Origin of the sequence: Amycolatopsis pigmentata (assembly GCF_042684065.1) — a bacterium.
In the GTDB taxonomy this organism is placed as follows: Bacteria; Actinomycetota; Actinomycetes; order Mycobacteriales; family Pseudonocardiaceae; genus Amycolatopsis_E; species Amycolatopsis_E pigmentata.
Genome location: NZ_JBHUKR010000006.1, coordinates 841877 through 859923 on the forward strand (window position 1 = coordinate 841877; position 18047 = coordinate 859923).

The following is an 18047-nucleotide window of genomic DNA, read 5'->3' on the forward strand; positions in this document are numbered from 1 at the left end:
TCAGCGGGCGAGCCGGTCGAGCCAGTCACGCAGGAGGGCTGTTTCGGCTGGACGAAGGGGAAGGCTGCTCTCGCCGGTGGTGGTGAGAGCAGCGTCGAGGGCGAGAGCACGAGAGGCGAGCCCGGGGCTGGTGACCGGGTCCGGGTCGGCGATGAGGGCGCCGAGGAGGGCCTCGCGCATCCTCGGGGAGAGTTCCGGGTCGCGTGCCCCGGCTGGGGTACCGATCAGCGTGAGGGTGACGCCGGTGACTGCGGCCAGGGAGAGCTGAGCGGCGAGGGCGGCCGGGACCCGGAGGCGTCCCGCGGCGGCGGTGCGGTCGAGGAACCCGCGCAGCAGCGCATTGGCCTTGTCCGCGGCCACCGGGCGGCTGCCGGGGTGGTTGGTCCCGTACATCAGCAGGTAGAAGGCCGGACGGCGCAAGCCGAAGTCGACGTGGCTGTCCCAGCCGTGGCGCATGTCCTCGACCGGGTCGTCGGTGCGCGTCAGTGTCTGCTTTTCGGCCAGGTAAAGGTCGAAACCGTGGATGGCCAGGGCCGCGAGAAGGCCGTCCTTGTCTCCGAAGTACTGGTACAGGGAGGCCGCGCGAATACCGGCCGCCGAGGCGACCGAGCGGGTGGAGACCGCCCGCGCGCCTTCTCGTTCCAGGATCTCGGCCGCCACCTCGATGATCTGCCGCCGGGTGCGGCTCTTCGCGTCGTCCACCGTTGCAATGCTACGTCCTTTCGCGTATCAATGCTTCGAACAGTGCTACGCAATTAGGCGTGGCAACGATACGGCAAGGAGCAGGCCAGTGAATCGTGTCGGGTATGGCGCCATGCAGCTCGCCGGGCCGAATGTGTGGGGCTTCCCGGACGACCCCGCCTCGGCGCGCCGAGTGCTTCGCCTCGCGGTCGAGCTGGGCGTGACGTTCTTCGACACCGCGAACGCCTACGGGCCGCGAACGGTCAACCAGCTGATCGGACAAGCGTTGCGGCCCTTCCCGGACGGCGTGATCGTGGGCAACAAGGTCGGTGCCGGACGCGGCCCGGACGGATCGTGGATCATCACCGACCACCCGGACACCGTCCGTCACCAGGTCCATGAGGCACTGGCCGATCTGGGCACGGACACCAGTGAGTTGACCTACCTGCGGCTTGGTGGCGACGGTCCGGCGCCGCCGAGCGACGTCCCGTTGGAAGACTCGCTCGGCGTTCTCGTGGACCTTCGCGAACAAGGACTCGTCCGTCGCATCGGGCTGTCCGGCGCCTCGCCGGAGATGCTGGCCCGCGCGCGAGATGACGCCGATCGCGGCCGTGCAGAACCGCTTCAACCTGCTCGACCGCAGCGGCGTTCGGGTCCTCGCCGACTGCGAAGCCCACGGCATCATGTTCGTCCCCTACTTTCCGCTGGCCTCCGGACGGCTCACCGGTCACGCCGAGTTGACCGGCCCCGCACAGCGCCTCGGCGTGAGCCCCGCTCAGGTCGCGCTGGCCTGGCTGCTGCGCCGCTCGCCCGCCGTGGTCGTCATCCCCGGCACGAAGAATCCCGCCCACCTGCGCTCCAACGTCGCGGCGGCCGACATCGCGCCCGCGTTGACCGACGCCGAGGTGGCCCAGTTGACCGGTCTCGTGGACGAATCACAAGCCGTCCTCGACCAGCCACATCAGTCCACGCTCGACGCGCACGCGGCCGCGGCGAAGAGCCGCCGCTGAGCACCGCCAGGTCCGAACGGCGGCCGGATGCCCCTGAGACATGTGGGCGGGGTCACGACGGCAGGATGAGGTCGTGAGTTACGACGCGCTGCTGTGGTTGTCGTTCGGGGGCCCCGAGGGGCCGGACGACGTGATGCCCTTCCTGGAGAACGTGACGAGCGGGCGGGGTGTCCCGCGCGAACGGCTGGCCGAGGTCGCCGAGCACTACCTGCACTTCGGCGGGGTCTCGCCGATCAACCGGCTCAACCGGGCGGCCATCACCGCGGTGGAGAGCGAGTTCGCGAGCCAGGGCATCGAGTTGCCGGTCTATTTCGGCAACCGCAACTGGCACCCGATGGTGGAGGACACCGTGGCCCGCATGGCGGCCGACGGTGTCCGCCGGGCCCTGGTCTTTCCCACCAGTGCCTACGGCGGGTACTCGGCGTGCCGTCAGTACGACGAGGACATCCTGCGGGCACGCGCCGCGGTCGGGGCGAACGCCCCGGAACTGGTGAAGCTGCGCCAGTTCTTCGACCACCCGTTGTTCGTGGGCGCCTTCGCGGACGGCTTGCGGGCCGCTCGCGCGGGGTTGGCGGGGGCGCGCGTGGTGTTCACCGCGCACTCGGTGCCCGAAGCCGCCGATCTGGCGGCCGGGCCGCCGGAGGAAGGCGGGCGACGGTACTCGCGGCAGATCGCCGAGGCCGCCCGGCTGGTCGCGGCCGAGGCCGGGGTGGCCGACTACGACCTGGTGTGGCAGTCCCGGTCGGGCCCGCCGCGCGTGCCGTGGCTGGAGCCGGACATCGTCGACCACATCGGTGCCCTGCACGCCCGGGGCGAGACCGCGGTCGTGGTGTGCCCGGTGGGGTTCGTGTCCGACCACCTGGAGGTCATCTGGGACCTGGACAACGAAGCCGCCGAGCGGGCCGCCGAACTCGGCATGGGCTTCGCCAGGGTGGCGACGCCAGGCGCGGATCCCCGGTTCGCCGAACTGGTCGCCGAACTCGTCCGCGAGCACGTGGCCGGGGCGGCGCCGCGCAAGCTGTCGGGCTTTCCGGCGGCGGGATGCACGGTCAACGGCGAGACGTGCGCGGCCCGTTGTTGCGAGCCCGCGAAGCGTCCCAGCTAGCTCGTTTTCTACGGCTGACGGTCGTGTTCGGTGAGCAGGCGGACGGCCTCGTTGACGGCCGCGAAGCGCGCCACGCGCACGGCCTCGCCCAGCGGGCGCAGCGCGTCTGCCCGGCGAGCCGCGGCGGACGCGGACAGCGCACCCCCGGGGTCGTCGGCCTGGGCCAGCGCGATGATCGCGCCCACCTCCTCGGCCCGCTGCAACACCCGCAACGCGCGTCCCGGCGTGCCCGGCGGCCACTCGAGCTTGGGCCGGGCCTTGTGCCAGGCCGACAGTTCGGCCCGTACGCCGGGGCGATCGGAGGCGATGTCGAGGGCCTTCAACGCGCCCGCGGAGTCACGGATGGCGTCGGTCAGCGCGTGTTCGGCCTCGGCCAGCCCGACATACCCCGCGGTCGCGGGACTGTCCACTTTGTACATGGACCAGCGGACGAGTCCCTCCGCGATGGGCTCGGGGACGAGGCCGGAACCGAGCGAGGGCAGCAGCATGGCCTCACCGGCGCGGAGCGCGGCTTCGGTGAACCGGCCGCCCCCGCCGAGCCCGCGGACATCGCCGGGCACGGGCAGGACCAACTGCGCGCCGGCGGACTGGCGGGCGCGCAACGCGGCGAGCAACTGCACCGGAGTGACCGGGTAGTCACCGGCGAGCGGGAGGCCGAACGTGGTCGCCGATTCGGCGTCCGCCGCCACGATTTCGTGGGCCTCGCCCCAGGCCAGCAGGGCGTCGAGGACGTCGTCCGGCGCCGCGGCGCCGGAAAGCCACGCCGAGGTCCAGACGGTCAGGGTCGCACTGGGGCAGCACACGAGGATTCAGAATACGGCAGGAGCGCCGACCTGGCCCGCGTGCGGCGGGCTGGAGTCGCTCCACGTCGACGATCCCGGCCGGGATAAGTAGCTTCGTAGGGGTGAACCCCGAACTCCTTCCCCGCACCGCAGGCGGGCTCCGCGAGGCCGGTTACCGGCCTCGCGGAGTGAAGACGGAAATCCGCGACAATCTGCTCACCGCCCTGCGGGCGGGCCGTGACCCCTGGCCGGGCATCGTCGGATTTTCGCGGACCGTGATACCGCAGCTGGAGCGCGCGCTGCTGGCCGGCCACGACATCGTGCTGCTCGGCGAGCGTGGCCAGGGCAAGACCCGCCTCCTGCGCACCCTCGCCGGACTGCTCGACGAGTGGACCCCGGTCATCGAAGGCTCCGAACTGGGCGAGCACCCCCTCGACCCGATCACCCCCGCGTCCCGCAGGCGGGCCGCCGAACTCGGTGACGACCTGCCGGTCGCGTGGCGGCACCGCGATGAGCGTTACACCGAAAAGCTCGCCACACCCGACACGTCGGTCGGCGACCTGATCGGCGACGTGGACCCGGTCAAGGTCGCCGAAGGACGCAGCCTCGGCGATCCCGAGACCATCCACTTCGGACTCGTGCCGCGGGCGCACCGGGGCATCGTGGCCGTCAACGAACTGCCCGACCTCGCCGAGCGGATCCAGGTCGCGCTGCTCAACGTGATGGAGGAGCGCGACATCCAGGTCCGCGGCTACACCTTGCGGCTCCCGCTGGACGTGCTCATGGTGGCCACCGCGAACCCGGAGGACTACACCAACCGCGGCCGGATCATCACCCCGCTCAAGGACCGTTTCGGCGCGGAGATCCGCACCCACTACCCGCTGGACGTGGAGGCCGAGGTCGATGTCGTCCGGCAGGAGTCCAAGCTGGTCGCCGAGGTGGGCGACCCGCTGCTGGAGGTGCTCGCGCGGTTCGTGCGCAACCTGCGCGAATCCACGGTGATCGACCAGCGTTCCGGTGTGTCCGCCCGGTTCGCGGTGGCCGCCGCGGAAACCGTCGCCGCCGCCGCGCTCCGGCGCTCCGCGCTGACCGGCGAGCAGCCGGCGGTCGCCCGCCCGGTGGACCTGGACTCGGTGCCGGCGGTGTTGCGCGGCAAGATCGAGTTCGAGCCCGGTGAGGAGGGCCGCGAGCACGAGCACCTGGTGCACCTGCTCCGCAGGGCGGTCGCCGAAACGGCCCGGAACACCTTCGGCGGGCTCAACCTGCGCCCGCTGGTCGAGGCGGTCGCCGACGGGCATCTCGTCGCCACCGGCGAACGCGTGCCCGGGACGGATCTTCTTTCGGCGTTGCCGGAACTCCCGGTCCTGCACGAGGTGGCGAGCCGTGCCGGGGTCTCGCCGGGCGACCCGCCCGGCCGGATCGCGGCCGCGGTGGAGCTGGCCCTGGAGTCGCTCTACCTGGCCCGCCAGCTGGCCAAGGACACCGATGACGCGACCACGGTGTATGGACCATGACACCTAGTTTGTCGAGGCGCGGCAGTCAGGGTGACCACAACGCGCGTGTTGTGCCGGTAGGCCCGCCAGCGTGGCGGCAGGGCGCCCCGCTCGATGGCGCGACTTGGGTTCGTAAGGAGCGCCCTGTCGACGCGATTGCGGAAGCGCGCAAAGTTGCGGAGGGGCTGCCATGACACAGGTACCTGAGGGCTATTCCTACGGGCCGTGGCACGAGGGCCCGGATCCGCTCGCGCCGCCGATCGACCTGCGCGACGCGCTGGACGAGATCGGCCAGGACGTGATGGGCGGGTCCTCGCCGCGTTCCGCGCTGGAGGAGTTGTTGCGGCGTGGCACCCGGAACACGGCCGGCCTCGACGAACTGACCCGCCGGGTCTGGCAGCGACGCGCGGAGATCCAGCGGCGGCACCGGCTCGACGGGACGTTGCAAGAGGTCCAACGTCTGCTGGACGAGGCGCTGGCGGCGGAACGGCGCACGCTGTTCCCGGACCCGTCGGACGAGGCGCGGTTCCGGGAAGCGGAGCTGGACGCGCTCCCGCCGGGTACGGCCGCGGCCGTGCGTGAGCTGGCTTCCTACGAGTGGCAGTCGGAACAGGGACGGGAGAACTACGAACGCATCCGTGACCTGCTCGGGCGTGAGATGCTCGATTCCCGTTTCGAGGGCATGAAGGACGCGCTGCGCAGCACCACGCCGCAGGATGTCGAGCGCGTCAACCGGATGCTCACCGATCTCAACGAACTGCTCGCCGCGCACGCGCAGGGTGCCGACGACGTCGACGAGCGGTTCGCCGAGTTCATGCGGAACCATGGCGAGTTCTTCCCGGAGAACCCGCAGAACGTCGACGAGCTGATCGACGCGCTGGCCTCCCGTGCCGCGGCCGCTCAGCGGATGATGAACTCGATGAGCGAACAGCAGCGTGCCGAGCTGATGGAGCTGGCGCAGCAGGCGTTCGGCGATCCGCGCCTCGCTCAGCAACTGTCCACCTTGGACAGTCAACTCCGGGCGCTGCGGCCGGGCGAGGACTGGACTTCTTCGGCACGCTTCCGCGGCCAGGACCCGCTCGGGCTCGGCGAGGGTGCTCAGGCGATGAGCGATCTCGCCGAACTCGACGCGCTCGCCGAGCAGCTCGCGCAGTCCTACCCGGGCGCGCGGCTGGAGGACATCGACATGGAGGCCCTGCGCCGGCAGCTCGGTGAGGACGCGGGGGTCGACGCGCGGCGACTGTCCGAACTCGAGCGCGAACTACGGCGGCAGGGTCTGTTCGAACGCGCGCCCGACGGCTCGCTTCGCCTGTCTCCCAAGGCTTTGCGGCGGCTCGGGGAGACCGCGCTCGCGGACGTGGTGAACGCGTTGCGGGGTAAGGCAGGGGAGCGCGAAACGGAGTCGGCCGGTGCGGCGGGGGAGCCGACAGGCTCCAGCAGACCGTGGCGGTTCGGCGACATGCAGCCGTGGGAAGTCTCGCGCACGGTGCGCAACGCGGTGCTCCGCACGGCTTCGGCCGGCGGTGGCCGGGTGCGCCTGGACGTGTCCGATGTGGAGGTCGTGGAGACCGAGCACCGGTCGCGGGCCGCGGTCGCGCTGTGCGTGGACACCTCGTGGTCGATGGTGCAGGAGGGGCGGTGGCTGCCGATGAAGCGCACCGCGCTGGCCCTGCACCAGTTGATTTCCACCCGGTTCCGCAACGACGCGCTGCAACTGGTCACGTTCGGCCGTTACGCCGCCTCGGTGGAGTTGGAGGAACTGGTCGGCCTGGAAGGGGCGTGGGAACAGGGCACCAACGCCCACCACGCCCTCCTGCTGGCCGGACGGCATCTCCGCCGGCACCCGGACGCGCAACCGGTGGTCCTGATGGTCACCGACGGGGAGCCGACCGCCCACCTGGAAGCGGACGGTGAAGCCGTCTTCGACTACCCGCCCCGGCGCGAAACCCTCTACAAGACACTGTCCGAAGTGGACAGAATCGCGAAGCTGGGCGCGTCCGTGACGGTGTTCCGCCTCGGCGACGACCCGCGGCTGGCCGACTTCGTGGACCTGATCGCGCGCCGGTCCGGTGGCCGGGTCGTCGCACCGGACCTCGACGGCCTCGGGGCCGCCGTGGTCGGCGACTACCTCCGGACCCGCCGCTAGGAGTCCCGAGACAGATCCCGGACTTCCGGGAGCCGCTGGAAACCGGCCGACTCGTAGGTCGCGACGGCACCGGCATTGGCGCTCGGGGTGCAGACGATCGCGCTCGACGAGCCCAGCTCCCTGAGCGCGGCCGCCGCGGCGACGGTGATCGCCTTGCCGTAGCCGTGACCGCGGTGGTCCCGGTGCACGCCCATGGGCTCGAGCAATCCGGGCTTCCCCGGACCGGCCGACCACACCGTCACCGCCGCCACCGCGGTGGCCTGGTCGTCGTACGCGACCAGACACCGGGCGTCCGCGTACGCCGGTCCGGCCGCCATCGCGTGCCAGCGATCGTCCGTGAACGTCGACCCGTCGAACGATGCCCGCTGCACGGTGGCCCGCACCCGCGCGTGCTCCGGGCCGACGACCTCGATCCGGACACCGGGGTCTGGCACCGGTTCGGTGAGGTCGCGGCGCAGCGGCGTCCACAGCTCGTCGGCGCTCCAGCCGTTTGCGGACAGCAGATCTTGGATGAGTGCGACCGTGGGCGCCTCGACGGATGCCTTTCTCTCGGCCAGTACTCCGCGCTCGGGCTCGGTCACGTCCTCGACCAGCTGGTGCGCCAGCTCCTCGTCCCGCAGGGCGTCCGGCGCGGTCGTCAGCCGTAACAGCCCGGGGCTGTCCAGCAGTCCTACGGCGAGAATCCGTCCGTCCCGGCTCCAGGTCCGGACCGCCGCGGCGGTCGCCTCCGCGCCGAACCGCCAGAACCAGCCGAGATCTCCCGGATGCAGTTGCATCGGTGCCCCGTCGTACTGCCATTCCCTCAGCGCACCAACGGCCTCGCCCAGCCCGTCGACGGCCGGGGTACGCGACACGATCGTCATCCGGCGATCGAACACCGGGCGGGTCCGGGCGGGCTAGCGGTTTTCTCGTGGGGTCACCGAGATGCGGGCGCCGTGCGCGGGAACGGTGGTGATGTTGCGCGCCCGTCCCCGCTCCGGCCGGTGACGGCCGGGAGAGAGGTGGTAGCGGGAGAGCACCGCGCGGAGCACGATCGTGGCTTCGAGCAAGGAGAATCCCGCGCCGAGGCAACGCCGGACCCCGCCGCCGAACGGGAACCACGAGCCTGTGTCCGGCCCGCCGTCGAGAAAGCGCTCGGGCCGGAAGCGCTGAGGATCGGGATGCCGTTCGTCGTCGAAATGCACCATTGCGATCGAGGGCATCACGGTGAACCCGGCCGGGATCCGGTACCCGCCGATCTCGATGTCCTCGGTGAGTTTCCGCGACACTTCGGAGATCACCGGGTGCAGCCGCATGGCTTCCTTGACCACGGCTTCGAGGTACTTCTCGTCCCCGGCGTCGGCCGCCTCGGTGGCGGCCGCGAGCCGGCGGGGGTCACGGGCCAGTTCGTGGAAGGACCAGGCCAGGGTGGTCGCGGTGGTCTCGTGTCCGGCGAGCAGCAGGGTGACGAGCTGGTCGCGCAGCTCCGCGTCGGTGAGGCCGTCGGCATCGGCGGACACGCTCAGCAGGCGGGAGAGCACGTCGGTGCGGTCCGCGAGATCGTCAGCGCGCCGGCGTTCCGCGATCTCGGCGTAGACGAGTTGATCCACTCGTAGCTGGTTGTCCGCCGCGCGGCGCCAAGGCCCGTACCGGCGGAGCTTTTCGTTGTGCCAGCCGAAAAGGTCGAGAATGCCGACATCCACGACACGGGCGAGGCGCTGCCGTAGCTCGTCGAGCCGCGGGCCTTCGGCCACCCCGAAGACCACGCGCAGAATGATCTCCAGCGTGAGCACCCGCATCCGCTCGTGCGAGCGGAACACCCGCCCGGCGGGCCACCGGGAGACCTCCTGCTCGGTCAGCTCGGTGATCATGTCGCGGTAGCCCCGCAGCGGCGCGCCGTGGAAGGCGGGCATGAGCAGTTTGCGGGCGCGCAGGTGGACGTCCTCGTCGGTGATGAGGACCGAGTGCTCGCCCATCACCGGTTTGAGGACCAAGTTGCCCTCACCGGCGTGGAAGACCTTCGCGGGGCCGGCGAAGACGGCGCGGATGTGCTCGACGTCGGCGAGTTGGACGACGTGCCGGTCGGGATAGAGCCACAACCGGATGACGTCCCCGTACCGGCGGCGCAGCAAGGGCATCAACCTCTGCCGGTAGTTGCCGAACAGCCACGTCTGGACCGCCATCGGTGCACGAGGGCCGGGCGGGAGCGGAGCGGTCGTGGTGCGGGACGGTGCGCTGGTGGTCAAGCCAACCTCCTCGCGAGATGCGACCCCCTTTTTATACGCGCGTGTAAGACCGCCTGTCCAGTAGGGTTTGCCTTGTGAGCCATCGGGAAGAGTTGCTCGCGGCCGCGCGGAGGCTGCTCGAGGAGAAGGGCTACGCGCACATCACGACCCGCGACCTCGTCGCGGCGTCGGGCACCAACCTGCACTCGATCGGCTACCACTTCGGGTCCAAGGCGGGACTGCTCAATGCCGCCATCGGCGAGGTGTTCGAGGAGTGGACCGACAAGCTCGCCGCGATCGCGATGGCCGATCCCGCGGCCACTCCGGTGGAGCGCGGGCGGCGGGCCTGGGCGGCGATGCTCGACAGCCTGCCTGCCACGAGGAACCTCCTGCTGTCCTATGTCGAAGCGCTGGCGCAGGCCGAGCGGACGGTGTCGCTGCGGGAACAGTTCGCCGAGCAGTACCGGCGATGCCGGGAGAAGGTCGCCGCGCTGGTGGCCGAGTCGCTCGGTGACGGTTCGGCTCCCGGCGACCCGCGCTGCAAGGCGGTGGCCAGCTTCGTGATCGCGATCTGTGACGGGTTGTCCGTCCAGTGGCTGCTCGACCCCGACGGCGCGCCGACCTCCGCGGAGCTGAGCGCCGGGCTGTCGGCCATGTGGACGGCTTCCCTGCCCGAACCACGGTGACGCCGGGGCCCGCCTGGTCACGCCTTCCGGTCTATTGTGGACCGAAGCCTTGACTCCCGGTCCGATCACGACAGTCGTTTGTGGACTCCAGAAAGCGGTTACCCGTTCAACGGTCGCCCGATCGGTCGGTTCCTTTGTGGACCGGGGAGCAACGCGGCCGGCGTGACCTAGCGTCGGTGCCATGACGATCGTGCGGCGAATTCTGGTCGTGCTCACCCTGATGACAAGTTCGGTGTTCGCGGTGCTGCCCGGCGCGAGCGCCATGCAGACGCTGACCGGGTTCGACATCAGTGCCTGGCAGAAGCTCCCGGACTTCGCCGCCGCGAAGGCGAACGGAGCGGCCTTCGCCTTCGTCGAGGCGACCCTCGGGACCGGCTACGTGAACCCGGTCTTCCTCCAGCAGTTCCGGGCGGTGAAGGCGGCCGGCCTGGTGCGGGGTGCCTACCACTACGCCCGCCCGGACCGTTCCAGCGGCGCGGCGCAGGCGGACTTCCTCCACGCGAACTACGGCAAGTGGTACGTCGACGGCGCGACCCTTCCCCCCACGGTGGACCTCGAGGACACCGACGGTTTGCCACACTGCTACGGCATGACCCCCACGGCGATGGTCGCGTGGATCCGGGACTTCAGCACCGAACTCAAGAGCCTGACCGGGCACGAGCCGATCATCTACACGACGACCCTGTGGTGGCGCTCCTGCACGGCGGAAAGCACCGCCTTCGCCGCGGATCACCCGCTGTGGCTGGCCCGGTACGCCCGGAGCATCGGCGAGACTCCGCGAGGGTGGCAGGCATCCTTCTGGCAGTCAGGGACCACCGGCCCGCTGCCCGGCGACCAGGACTCGTTCTACGGCTCCCTCGCGCAACTCCGCGCCTTCACCACGACCGGATAGGCCCCCGCTCGATCCCACCAACCGGGATGGCACGGTGATCGGGCGCTTAGGGTGGGGACCATGCGCACATGGTCCTCGGTCACCCTGCCCCGTCTGCCCGGCACACCGCGGCCCCTGCGGCTGTTCGACACCGCCACCGCCCGGGTCCGGCCGAGCGCACCGGGGGAGACGGCTCGGATGTACGTCTGCGGCATCACGCCCTATGACGCGACTCACCTCGGCCACGCCGCGACGTATCTGGCCTTCGACCTGGTGAACCGGCTGTGGCGCGACTCCGGGCACGACGTGCACTACGTGCAGAACGTGACCGACATCGACGAGCCGTTGCTCGAGCGCGCCGAACGCGACCACGACGACTGGATCGTGCTGGGGCTGCGGGAAACCGCGCTGTTCCGGGAGGACATGGAGGCACTGCGGGTGCTGCCGCCGCGGCACTTCGTCGGTGCGGTGGAGAGCATCCCCGAGATCGTCGAGGTGATCGCGAAGCTGCTCGCCGATGGCGCCGCCTACCGTGCGGACGACCCCGAGTACCCGGACATCTACTTCGACCACGCGGTGACCGGCCGGTTCGGCTACGAGTCCGGCTTCGACCGCGACGTGATGCTGCGGTTGTTCGGAGAGCGTGGCGGCGACCCTGACCGGGCGGCCAAACGGGACCCCCTCGACGCGTTGCTGTGGCGCTGCGCGCGACCCGGAGAGCCGTCCTGGGATTCCGAGCTGGGACCCGGCAGGCCAGGGTGGCACATCGAGTGCAGCGCCATCGCGGTCAACCGGCTCGGCATGCAGTTCGACGTGCAGGGCGGCGGCTCGGACCTGATCTTCCCGCATCACGAGTTCAGTGCCGCGCACGCGGAGGCCCTGACCGCCACGCACCCGTTCGCCCGGCACTACGTGCACGCCGGGATGATCGGGCTCGAAGGCGAGAAGATGTCGAAGTCGCGCGGAAATCTCGTGTTCGTCTCGCGCTTGCGCGCCGACGGCGTCGACCCGGGAGCGATCCGGCTCGCCCTGTTCGCCGGTCACTACCGGGCGGATCGCGAGTGGAGCCCGGCCCTGTTGGAGCAGGCACAGGCACGGCTTTCCCGGTGGCGTGAGGCGGTTTCGCTGTCCGCCGCCCCACCGGCGGAACCGACCATCGCGCGCCTGCGTGACCACCTCACCGACGACCTGGACACGCCCAACGCCTTGGCCGCGCTGGACGCCTGGGTCGGCGACGCCCTGCGCCGTGACGGCGATGACCCCGCCGCGCCCGAGTTGATCCGCGACGCGGTCGACGCTCTCCTCGGCATCGCGCTCTGACGCTCTGATCCGGTCGTATAACGACCTATACCGCACCGCGGTCGTATTGACAGCACGCGGGCAATCCTGAAAGAGTTCTTTTGAAAGAAACCTTTCAGGATTGGGGGAGCCGATGCCGGAACTGCCGCCGCGCAGGCGGATCCGTGACGCCGAGCTGATGCGTGCCCTGGCTCATCCGTTGCGGTCTTCGCTGCTCAGCTACCTGCTGTCGGGAGGCCCGCGAACGGCCAGCGAGTGCGCCGAGGCGGTCGACTCCTCCGCGTCGAACTGCAGCTGGCACCTTCGCCAGCTTGCCCAGTGGGGCCTCGTGGAACGGGTCGAGGCGACGGACGCGCGGGAGCGGCCGTGGCGGGCCGTCCCGGTCGGCCTCGACTTCGGGGACATCGACCGGGATCCGGCGGTCCGGGCGGCCCAGCTCGCCGCGCTTTCGGTGAGCATCCGTGAGGACGACGTCCTGACCCAGCGTTTCGTCGACACCCTGGCGGAGCTCCCGGACGAGTGGCAGTCAGCGTCCACCCTGAACAGCTATTCACTTCGCGTGACGGCTGCGGAACTCGCCGAGTTGAACGAGGCGATCGACGCGATGAGCCGGCCTTACGTCGCCACGATCCGCGAGGACGCGCCGGAGGACGCGAAGACGGTGCACGCGAACTGGCGCGCCTTCCCCCGTATCGAGGCGCACGGGAAGCCGGCCTCGTGAACCTGTTGCGGGAGCGGGCTTTCGCCCGGCTGTGGACGGCGAGCCTGCTCGCCGAAACGGCGGAGTGGATGCTGCAGGTGGCGCTGCCGGTGTTCATCTTCCAGGTGACCGGTTCGGCGGCCTCCACGGCCTTCACCATGGTCGCCGGACTGGTGCCGATGGTCGTCTTCAGCCCGCTCACGGGCGTCCTGGCCGACCGGTGGGATCGCCGCAAACTGCTGTGCGGCGTGGCGTTCGGGCAGGCACTGGTCTCGCTGCCGTTGCTCGCCGTCGGCAAGACCGGCCCGCTGGCGGTGGTCTACGTCGTGATGGTGGCCCAGGCCGCACTCGCCTCCCTGTACGAGCCGGTGCGTAACGCGCTGGTGCCCTCGCTGGCGGGTGAGGACAGGCTCACCGCGGCCAACGGGTTGATGGGCATGAACAGCAGCGTGGCGCGGCTCGCCGGAAGCTCGCTCGGGGGCGCGGTACTCGGGTTCGGGGGACTGGGCGAGCTGGTCGTGCTCTATCTGGTGCTGCTCGCGGTGGCGGGCATGTTGCTGGTGGCGCGGCTTGGTGACAGTGCCGGGAAAGCCGGCGGGAAAGCGCTTTCCGATTCGCCCTGGCGCGGCTGGCTGGACGGCTTCGCCGACATCCGCCGGGACCGCCGCCTGCGGGTGGTGTGGTCGGCGCTGATGCCGATGTCGGTGGGGCAGGGCATGTTCGTGGTGTTGTTCGTGGTCTTCGTGACCCGGACCCTCGGCGGCGGCGACGCCGAGGTCGGGTTGTTGCGGGGCGTGCAGGCCGTCGGCGGGATGGCCGCCGGGCTCGGCCTGGCGTGGCTCGCGCGCCGGGCCTCGCCGGGAAAGCTGTTCGGCTGGGGCGCGCTCGCCTTCGGCGTGCTGGCCGCGGTCATCTGGAACTCCCCGCTCGTCACCACGTCGTTCGGCCTGTACGTCGTCTTGTTCGTCGTCGTAGGCGCGCCGATCGTGGTCCTCAACGCCGGGCTGATGTCGGTGGTCCAGCTCGCCATCCCGCCGGAACGCACCGGGCGGGCGATGGCCGGCCTGTTCGCCGGCGAGGCGGTGTTCCAGGTCGCGGGCATGGTCGGCGCCGGCGCCGTGGCCGCCTACACCGGACCGGCCGTGCTGCTCAACGCCCAGGCCGTGTTCGGGGTCGCCGGCGGGCTCATCATCCTGTTCGGCCTTCGGGCGCGGACTGGTTACCGTTGAACCGTGCCCAGTCTCTTCGCCACCAGCGACCTCCACGTCACCCACGAAGGCAACGGCCCGATCGTCGAGGACATCCGGCCGGAGTCTCCCGACGACTGGCTCCTGGTCGCCGGGGATGTGGCCGAGCAGACCGAGGCGGTCGTGTCCACCTTGGCGACGCTGAGGGAACGGTTCGCCACGGTGGTGTGGGTGCCGGGCAACCACGAGCTGTGGACGACCACGCGGGACGAGGTTCAGTTGCGCGGCGAGGCGCGCTACCGGTACCTGGTGGAGCGCTGCCGTGACGCTGGCGTGCTGACTCCCGAGGACGAGTTCCCGGTCTGGCGGCACGGTGAGCGTCCGCTGACCATCGCCCCGATGTTCCTGCTCTACGACTACAGCTGGCGAACGCCGCAGGCCGAGGACGTCTCCCTGGACGAGGCGCTCGGCCAGGCGCGCGAGGCCGGCGTCGTGTGCACCGACGAATACTTCCTGCACCCCGACCCGTATCCGAGTCGTCAGGAATGGTGCGCGCAGCGGGTGAAGATCACCGAGGAACGGCTGGCCTCGATTCCCGAAGACCACGGCACCGTGCTCATGTCGCACTGGCCGCTGCACCGCCATCCCACGGCGCCGCTGTACTGGCCGGAGTTCGCGCTGTGGTGCGGCACCGAGCGGACCGCCGACTGGCATCTCCGGTACCGCGCCGAGGTCGCCGTCTTCGGTCACCTGCACATCCCGCGTACCACCCAGGCCGACGGCGTCCGCTTCGAGGAGGTCTCGCTCGGCTACCCCCGCGAGTGGCGCAAGCGCGCCCGGGGACCCGTCCCGCTCCGCAAGATCCTTTGACCTGCCCGCATTCCCGCTGTTCCGGCTCGTCGAGACGAGACGGCCGGGGATACTGGCGGCATGACCTCCGTTCCGCCCGCCCGGCACCTCCTCCGGGCGAGGGATCTCGCCGACGCGCGTTACCGCGAGCCGCTGACCGTGGACGACATGGCTCACGCGGCCGGCCTCTCGCGGGCCCATTTCAGCCAGGAGTTCCGGCGCGCGTTCGGCGAGTCGCCCCACGCGTACCTGCTCACCCGGCGGCTGGAGCGGGCGGCGGCGCTGTTGCGGCACACCGACCATTCGGTCGCCGATATCTGTGTCGCCGTCGGGCTGCAGAGCGTCGGTTCGTTCACCACCAGCTTCCGGCGGATGTACGGCATGTCGCCGACGGAGTACCGCCGGGCCTTCCCGCCGGCGTCCACCTTCGCGCAGGTGCCGTCCTGTGTGCTGCGGGCCTACAGCCGTCCGCAACACCGGACGTTTCGAGAAGACCGCAGCGGGGCGCCTTGATTAGCGTTGCCGGCAACGAGATCAGGGAAAGGGAAAGACTCGATGATCGCGATTGCCAACACCCAGCTGTGGGTGCACGACCAGGAAGAGGCGCTCCGGTTCTACCGGGACAAGGTCGGCATGGAGGTCCGTAGCGACGTCACGATGCCGGAGATGGGCGACTTCCGGTGGCTCACCGTGGGCCCGCCCGGCCAGCAGGACGTCTCGATCGTGCTGATGGCCATCCCCGGTCCGCCGGTGATGGACGACGAGACCGCCAAGCAGGTCAGCGAACTCATGGGGAAGGGCTTCGCCGGTACCGTCTTCCTGACCACGGACGACTGCCGAAAGGCCTTCGCCGAAATGAAGGCCCGTGGCGTCGAGTTCGTCGAGGACGAGCCCGAGGAGCGCCCCTACGGGATCGACGTGGGGTTCCGCGACCCGTCCGGTAACCACCTGCGGCTGGCGCAGCTCAACGCGGACTTCGGCTGACCTATCCGGACCGCCCGGCCCCAGTGGGCTCCCGGGCCCGGCCGGTCCGGCGGGACAGGGCGGCGAGCGGCACGGTCAGCGCGAGGATCACGGCGGGCACGAGGAAACCCAGGACGGGGTCGTGCCGGTAAAGCCCGGTGAAGGCCGCGGGCGCGACGGCCATTCCGAGGAACCGCAGCGCGGTCACCACGGAAATGGCCCCGCCGCGCCCGCCGGCCCCACCGGTCAGCACGGAGGCGTTGGTCCCCACCAGGACCAGCTGGCCGCACACCCCGGCCAGGGCCCAGGCCGCGATCAGGACCGGCGACGACCGTGACACGCCGATCACGGCCACCGCGATCGCACCGACGAGCATGCCGGCGCGGACCGCCACCCGCGGGCCGAACCGGTCCGAGACGGCCCCCGCCGGGCGCGCGGCGACGAACCCGGCCACCCCGCAGGCGGTCAGCGCCAGTCCGCGGATGCCGGGCGCGAACCGGAACAGGTCGTCCAGGCGGAACGCGACCAGGAACGTGAGCCCGATCATGCACGCCGAGGCGACGAAGATCACCACACCGGCCGAGAGCACTCCCGGCTGCCATGCGTCCCGGAGCCGCGCCGGTTCGCTCGGCGTCGGAGCGTCGGGTGGCAGCGGGCTGAGGACGAGCACCGCGGACAGGGCGGCGATGCCCGCGAACGCCCAGCGCCACGAGCCCTCCGCGGCCAGCCCGCCGATCAGCGGCGCCGACGTCTGCCCGATCGACTGCAACGCCCCGTAGGTGCCGAGCGTGCGGCCGAGACGCTCCTTGGACGTCGTGGCGGCGAGCTTGGTGAGCAGCAGCGGCGTGGTGAAGGCGTTGGCCACCCCCTGCAGTCCGCGGCTGACCTGGAACAGCCAGAACCACGGCGCCACGGCGGCGGCGAGCGCGACGACGAGATACCCGGCATAGGCGCACCGGATGGTGCGGCTCGGCCCCCACCGCTCGCCGAAGGTGCCGGACACCAGCATGACCAGCGCGAACGGCAGCAGGTAGGCGGTCAGCGAGGTCGCCGCGGCCGTCGTGGACACGTCGAAGCTCCGGCTCAGTTCCGGCAGCATCGCCGCGACGACGCCCGCGCCGAACGGCCCGAGCATCCCGCCGAGGTAGAGGGGCGCGCGCCCGATCACCGCGCTGCCGGCCCCGGGCCCTCCTGACCCGGCCTGCGGCGCCGGAGATAGCGCTCGAACTCGGCGGCGATCTTGTCACCGCTGGATTCTTCGAGCGAGATCTGGACCTCGGCGTCACCGCGCTCTTCCAGCGAGCGGACGTAGTCGCTGATCTCCTCGTCCTCTTCGGCCATCTCGCTCACCGTCTGCTGCCACTCCTCGGCCTGTTCGGGCAGGGCGCCGAGCGGGACCTCGACGTCGAGCACGTCTTCGAGCTTGTGCAGCAGGGCCAGGGTGGCCTTGGGCGAGGGCGGATGGGAGACGTAGTGGGGCACCGCGGCCCAGATGGAGATGGCCGGGATGCCCGCCTGCACACAGAAGTCCTGGAGGATCCCGACGATGCCGGTGGGGCCCTGGTAGCGGCTGCGCTCGAGGCCGAACCTGGCCGCCGCCTCCGCGTCGTAGGCCGTCCCGGTCACCGGGACCGGCCGGGTGTGCGCGGTGTCGGCGAGCAGCGCGCCGAGGGTCACGACGGTGGAGACCTCGTACTGTTCGATGTGCTCCAGCAGTTCCTGGCAGAACGCGCGCCACCGCATGTTCGGCTCCGGGCCCTGCACCAGGAGGACGTCACGGTCGTAGCCGGGCGGGCGGCACACCGACAGCCGGGTGGTGGGCCATTCGACGCGCCGCGTAACCCCGTCCACCATCCGGACAGTGGGGCGGCTCACCTGAAAGTCGTAATAGTCGTCGGGCGCGAGTTCGGCGAGTGGCTTGGCATCCCAGCTCAGCTGAAGGTGCTCGACGGCCGTACTGGCCGCGTCACCTGCGTCATTCCATCCCTCGAACGCGACTACCATCACCGGGCGGGAGTCGTCGGAAACCTGGGTCGAATCGGCTGGGTCGCTCACCCGCCCAGACTACGAC

At 70.8% G+C, this 18047-nt stretch carries 17 protein-coding genes and 1 pseudogene; 12 read left to right on the forward strand and 6 right to left on the reverse strand.

Features of this window, described 5'->3' with window-relative positions; all coding sequences use genetic code 11:
* Complete coding sequence (locus ACFSXZ_RS11780; protein ID WP_378264298.1) at positions 1-702, reverse strand: TetR/AcrR family transcriptional regulator; 702 nt, start codon at positions 700-702, stop codon at positions 1-3.
* 112 nt (positions 703-814) lie between these two features.
* On the opposite strand from ACFSXZ_RS11780, the pseudogene ACFSXZ_RS11785 reads away from it, so the two are divergent.
* Both ACFSXZ_RS11785 and ACFSXZ_RS11790 read left to right on the forward strand, forming a co-directional pair.
* Positions 815-1691 (forward strand): annotated as a pseudogene (locus ACFSXZ_RS11785) (aldo/keto reductase).
* A 73-nt stretch (positions 1692-1764) separates the two neighbouring features.
* Positions 1765-2796, forward strand: coding sequence for a ferrochelatase (locus ACFSXZ_RS11790; RefSeq protein WP_378264300.1), 1032 nt, complete (start codon positions 1765-1767; stop codon positions 2794-2796).
* 8 nt (positions 2797-2804) lie between these two features.
* Here ACFSXZ_RS11790 and ACFSXZ_RS11795 read toward each other — a convergent pair whose 3' ends face one another.
* Positions 2805-3599 (reverse strand): hypothetical protein, encoded by a 795-nt coding sequence (locus tag ACFSXZ_RS11795; RefSeq protein WP_378264302.1) that lies wholly within the window; start codon positions 3597-3599, stop codon positions 2805-2807.
* A 101-nt stretch (positions 3600-3700) separates the two neighbouring features.
* Between ACFSXZ_RS11795 and ACFSXZ_RS11800 the strand changes: the two genes are divergently transcribed.
* Together ACFSXZ_RS11800 and ACFSXZ_RS11805 are read left to right on the forward strand one after the other, a co-directional pair.
* Positions 3701-5092 (forward strand): sigma 54-interacting transcriptional regulator, encoded by a 1392-nt coding sequence (locus ACFSXZ_RS11800; RefSeq protein WP_378264305.1) that lies wholly within the window; start codon positions 3701-3703, stop codon positions 5090-5092.
* Between the two features lie 169 nt (positions 5093-5261).
* Complete coding sequence (locus ACFSXZ_RS11805) at positions 5262-7217, forward strand: vWA domain-containing protein (RefSeq protein ID WP_378264307.1); 1956 nt, start codon at positions 5262-5264, stop codon at positions 7215-7217.
* Here ACFSXZ_RS11805 and ACFSXZ_RS11810 read toward each other — a convergent pair.
* Positions 7214-8080, reverse strand: a complete 867-nt coding sequence (locus ACFSXZ_RS11810) for a GNAT family N-acetyltransferase (RefSeq protein ID WP_378264309.1) — start codon at positions 8078-8080, stop codon at positions 7214-7216. The genes ACFSXZ_RS11805 and ACFSXZ_RS11810 overlap by 4 nt on opposite strands.
* A 33-nt stretch (positions 8081-8113) precedes the next feature.
* On the reverse strand, positions 8114-9442 hold the full coding sequence (locus ACFSXZ_RS11815; protein ID WP_378264312.1) for a cytochrome P450: 1329 nt from the start codon (positions 9440-9442) through the stop codon (positions 8114-8116).
* 74 nt (positions 9443-9516) lie between these two features.
* Here ACFSXZ_RS11815 and ACFSXZ_RS11820 point away from each other — a divergent pair, with 74 nt between their 5' ends.
* The 8 genes from ACFSXZ_RS11820 (at position 9517) to ACFSXZ_RS11855 (ending at position 15997) form a co-directional block, all read left to right on the forward strand.
* Positions 9517-10107 (forward strand): TetR/AcrR family transcriptional regulator, encoded by a 591-nt coding sequence (locus tag ACFSXZ_RS11820; protein ID WP_378264314.1) that lies wholly within the window; start codon positions 9517-9519, stop codon positions 10105-10107.
* Positions 10108-10288: 181 nt separating this feature from the next.
* On the forward strand, positions 10289-10999 hold the full coding sequence (locus tag ACFSXZ_RS11825; protein WP_378264316.1) for a GH25 family lysozyme: 711 nt from the start codon (positions 10289-10291) through the stop codon (positions 10997-10999).
* Between the two features lie 60 nt (positions 11000-11059).
* A complete protein-coding gene (gene mshC / locus ACFSXZ_RS11830) occupies positions 11060-12298 on the forward strand; it encodes a cysteine--1-D-myo-inosityl 2-amino-2-deoxy-alpha-D-glucopyranoside ligase (protein WP_378264318.1) in 1239 nt (412 codons plus the stop codon).
* 112 nt (positions 12299-12410) lie between these two features.
* The gene (locus ACFSXZ_RS11835) at positions 12411-12998 is read left to right on the forward strand and encodes a winged helix-turn-helix domain-containing protein (RefSeq protein WP_378264320.1); all 588 of its coding nucleotides are present in this window, start codon (positions 12411-12413) and stop codon (positions 12996-12998) included.
* Positions 12995-14206: an MFS transporter gene (locus ACFSXZ_RS11840; protein ID WP_378264322.1), complete on the forward strand. Its 1212-nt coding sequence runs from the start codon at positions 12995-12997 to the stop codon at positions 14204-14206. The genes ACFSXZ_RS11835 and ACFSXZ_RS11840 overlap by 4 nt, the downstream gene beginning before the upstream one ends.
* A 3-nt stretch (positions 14207-14209) precedes the next feature.
* Entirely contained in the window at positions 14210-15034 is an 825-nt protein-coding gene (locus ACFSXZ_RS11845) for a metallophosphoesterase family protein (protein ID WP_378264324.1), read from the forward strand.
* Positions 15035-15094: 60 nt separating this feature from the next.
* Positions 15095-15526 (forward strand): helix-turn-helix domain-containing protein, encoded by a 432-nt coding sequence (locus ACFSXZ_RS11850; RefSeq protein WP_378264326.1) that lies wholly within the window; start codon positions 15095-15097, stop codon positions 15524-15526.
* 42 nt (positions 15527-15568) lie between these two features.
* A complete protein-coding gene (locus tag ACFSXZ_RS11855) occupies positions 15569-15997 on the forward strand; it encodes a VOC family protein (RefSeq protein WP_378264328.1) in 429 nt (142 codons plus the stop codon).
* Between the two features lies 1 nt (position 15998).
* On the opposite strand, the gene ACFSXZ_RS11860 is transcribed toward ACFSXZ_RS11855, so the two are convergent.
* Together ACFSXZ_RS11860 and ACFSXZ_RS11865 are read right to left on the reverse strand one after the other, a co-directional pair.
* Positions 15999-17144, reverse strand: coding sequence for an MFS transporter (locus ACFSXZ_RS11860; RefSeq protein ID WP_378264330.1), 1146 nt, complete (start codon positions 17142-17144; stop codon positions 15999-16001).
* Positions 17141-18031, reverse strand: coding sequence for a PAC2 family protein (locus tag ACFSXZ_RS11865; RefSeq protein WP_378264332.1), 891 nt, complete (start codon positions 18029-18031; stop codon positions 17141-17143). The genes ACFSXZ_RS11860 and ACFSXZ_RS11865 overlap by 4 nt, the downstream gene beginning before the upstream one ends.
* Between the last annotated feature and the right edge of the window lie 16 nt (positions 18032-18047).